The organism is Streptomyces niveiscabiei, from assembly GCF_001419795.1.
GTDB classification, from domain to species: Bacteria; Actinomycetota; Actinomycetes; order Streptomycetales; family Streptomycetaceae; genus Streptomyces; species Streptomyces niveiscabiei.
Genome location: NZ_LIRL01001095.1, coordinates 1 through 2,659, shown reverse-complemented (window position 1 = coordinate 2,659; position 2,659 = coordinate 1). Strand labels below are relative to the sequence as shown.

2 pseudogenes are annotated in these 2,659 nt (G+C 74.8%); one reads left to right on the top strand and one right to left on the bottom strand.

Annotated elements, in window-relative coordinates:
* A pseudogene (locus AOK24_RS40375) lies at positions 1-2,464 on the top strand (condensation domain-containing protein); the annotation flags it as partial.
* A 35-nt stretch (positions 2,465-2,499) separates the two neighbouring features.
* On the opposite strand, the pseudogene AOK24_RS52920 reads toward AOK24_RS40375, so the two are convergent.
* Positions 2,500-2,631 (bottom strand): annotated as a pseudogene (locus AOK24_RS52920) (hypothetical protein); the annotation flags it as partial.
* Between the last annotated feature and the right edge of the window lie 28 nt (positions 2,632-2,659).

The following is a 2,659-nucleotide window of genomic DNA, read 5'->3' as shown; positions in this document are numbered from 1 at the left end:
CTTCTTCGACCTCGGCGGCCATTCACTCCTCGCGACCCGCCTCGCCTCCCGCGTCCGCGCGACCCTCGGCGTCGAACTCGACGTCCGGGCCCTGTTCGAGGCGCCCACCCCGGCCGCCCTCGCCGCCCGCCTCGACCGGGCCGGCGCCGCAAGGCCCGCGCTGACCAAGGCCGAACGGCCCCAGCGGGTACCACTGTCGTTCGCCCAGCGCCGCCTGTGGTTCCTGCACCGCATGGAGGGCCCGAGCGCCACCTACAACATGCCGCTCGCCCTGCGCCTCACCGGCCACCTCGACCGCGCGGCCCTGGAGGCCGCCCTCGGTGATGTGACGGGCCGTCACGAGAGCCTGCGGACGGTGTTCCCGGACGTCGGCGGCGTGCCCCACCAGCACATCCTGGCCGACGCCCGCCCCGCGCTGACCGTCCTCGACGCCGACGAGGAGCGGCTCCCCGCACTCCTCGCCGAGGCCGCCGCGCACGGCTTCGACCTCGCCGACGAACTGCCCCTGCGCGCCCACCTGTTCAGGCTCGACGCCGAGACGCACGTCCTGCTCGTCGTCGTCCACCACATCGCGGGCGACGGCTGGTCCATGGGCCCGCTCTCCCGCGACCTGGCGAGCGCGTACGCCGCCCGCTGCCGGGGCGAGGCGCCGGAATGGGCCGAACTCCCCGTCCAGTACGCCGACTACACGCTCTGGCAGCAGGAGCTGCTCGGCGAGGCCGACGACACGGACAGCCGCCTCGCCGGACAACTCGCCTACTGGAAGCAGGCGTTGGCGGGCATCCCGGACCGGACCCCGCTGCCCGCCGACCGGCCCCGGCCCGCCACCGCGTCCCAGCGCGGCGCCCAGCTCGCGCTGCACCTGGACGCCGAACTCCACGGCAGGCTGCGCGAGATGTGCGCCCAGCACGGCGCCAGCATGTTCATGGCGCTGCAAGCCGGCCTCGCCGCCCTCCTCACCCGGCTCGGCGCCGGCGAGGACGTGCCGGTCGGCAGCCCGGTCGCCGGGCGCACCGACGAGGCACTCGACGACCTGGTCGGGTTCTTCGTCAACACCCTCGTCCTGCGCACCGACACGTCCGGCGATCCGACGTTCGCCGAACTGCTGGGCCGGGTCAGGGAGACCGCGCTGTCGGCCTACGCCCACCAGGACGTGCCGTTCGAGCACCTCGTGGAGGTCGTCAACCCGGCCCGCTCCCTCGCCCACCACCCGCTGTTCCAGGTGATGCTGGCGCTCCAGAACGCCCCCACGGGCGAGTTCACGCTCCCCGGACTCACCCTCGGCCACGAATCCGTCCCGACCGGGACCGCCCGCTGCGACCTCACGTTCAGCCTCGCCGAGCGGTACACCGAGGACGGGCGGCCGGACGGGCTGGTCGGCGCGGTCGAGTACGCCACCGACCTGTTCGACCCCGAGACGGTCGGCGCACTCGTCAGCCGGTGGGCGCGGTTCCTCGACATCGCCGCCCACAACGCGGACATGACGATCAGTCAGGTCGACGTCCTGGACGACGAGGAACGCCGGCACCTCCTCGCCGTCGCGACCGGCGCCGAACTCGCCCCGGTCCGCCCCCTCACCGACCTGTTCGCCGGGCAGGTGCTGGCCACCCCCGACGCCGTCGCCGTCGAACAGGGCGGCACGGCCTGGTCGTACCGGCAGCTCGACGAGCGGGCGAACCGGCTCGCGCACGCCCTCGCCGGGCAGGGAGTCGGGGCGGAGACGGCCGTCGCCGTCCTCATGGAACGGTCGGCGGACCTCGTCGTCGCGCTCCTCGGGATCCTCAAGTCGGGCGGTACGTATGTCCCGTTGGACCCCGGGTTCCCGCCCGCGCGCGTCGACCTCGTCGTCCGGGAGACCGGCGCGGCGCTCGTCCTCACGGAGGACGTCCTCACCGCCCTGATCCAGGCCGAGGCCCGGACCGAGGCGCCCGAGGTGACGTGCCGGGCGGATCAGGCGGCGTACGTGATGTACACGTCCGGATCGACCGGGCGGCCCAAGGGAGTCGTCGTCACGCACGGCGACGTCGCCGGGCTCGCGCAGGCGCCCTGCTTCGCTGGGGACGCCCATCGGCGGGTGCTGCTGCACGCGCCGGTCGCGTTCGACGCCTCGACGTACGAACTGTGGGTGCCGCTGCTGAACGGCGGCACGGTCGTCGTCGCTCCTCAAGGCCGGTTGGACGTCCGGGAGTTGGGGCAGGCCATCGGTGACGGCCGGGTGACCGGGCTGTGGCTCACCGCCGGGCTGTTCCGGCTGCTCGCCGAGGAGGAGCCGGGGGCGCTGGCCGGGGTGCGGGAGGTGTGGACCGGCGGCGACGTCGTGTCCGCCGCCGCGGTCGCCCGCGTCATGGCGGCCTGCCCCGGCCTGCGGGTCGTCGACGGGTACGGCCCCACCGAGACGACCACCTTCGCCGCCCACCACGTCATGGACACGGAACCCGACCCGGCCCGCCCGGTCCCCCTCGGCCGCAAGCGGCTGTCGAGGACGTACGCCCGCATCCCGGCGAGGGGGCGGCCGAGGGGGACCGGGCGGGCCGGGTCGGGTTCCGTGTCCATGACGTGGTGGGCGGCGAAGGTGGTCGTCTCGGTGGGGCCGTACCCGTCGACGACCCGCAGGCCGGGGCAGGCCGCCATTACGCGGGCGACCGCGGCGGCGGACACG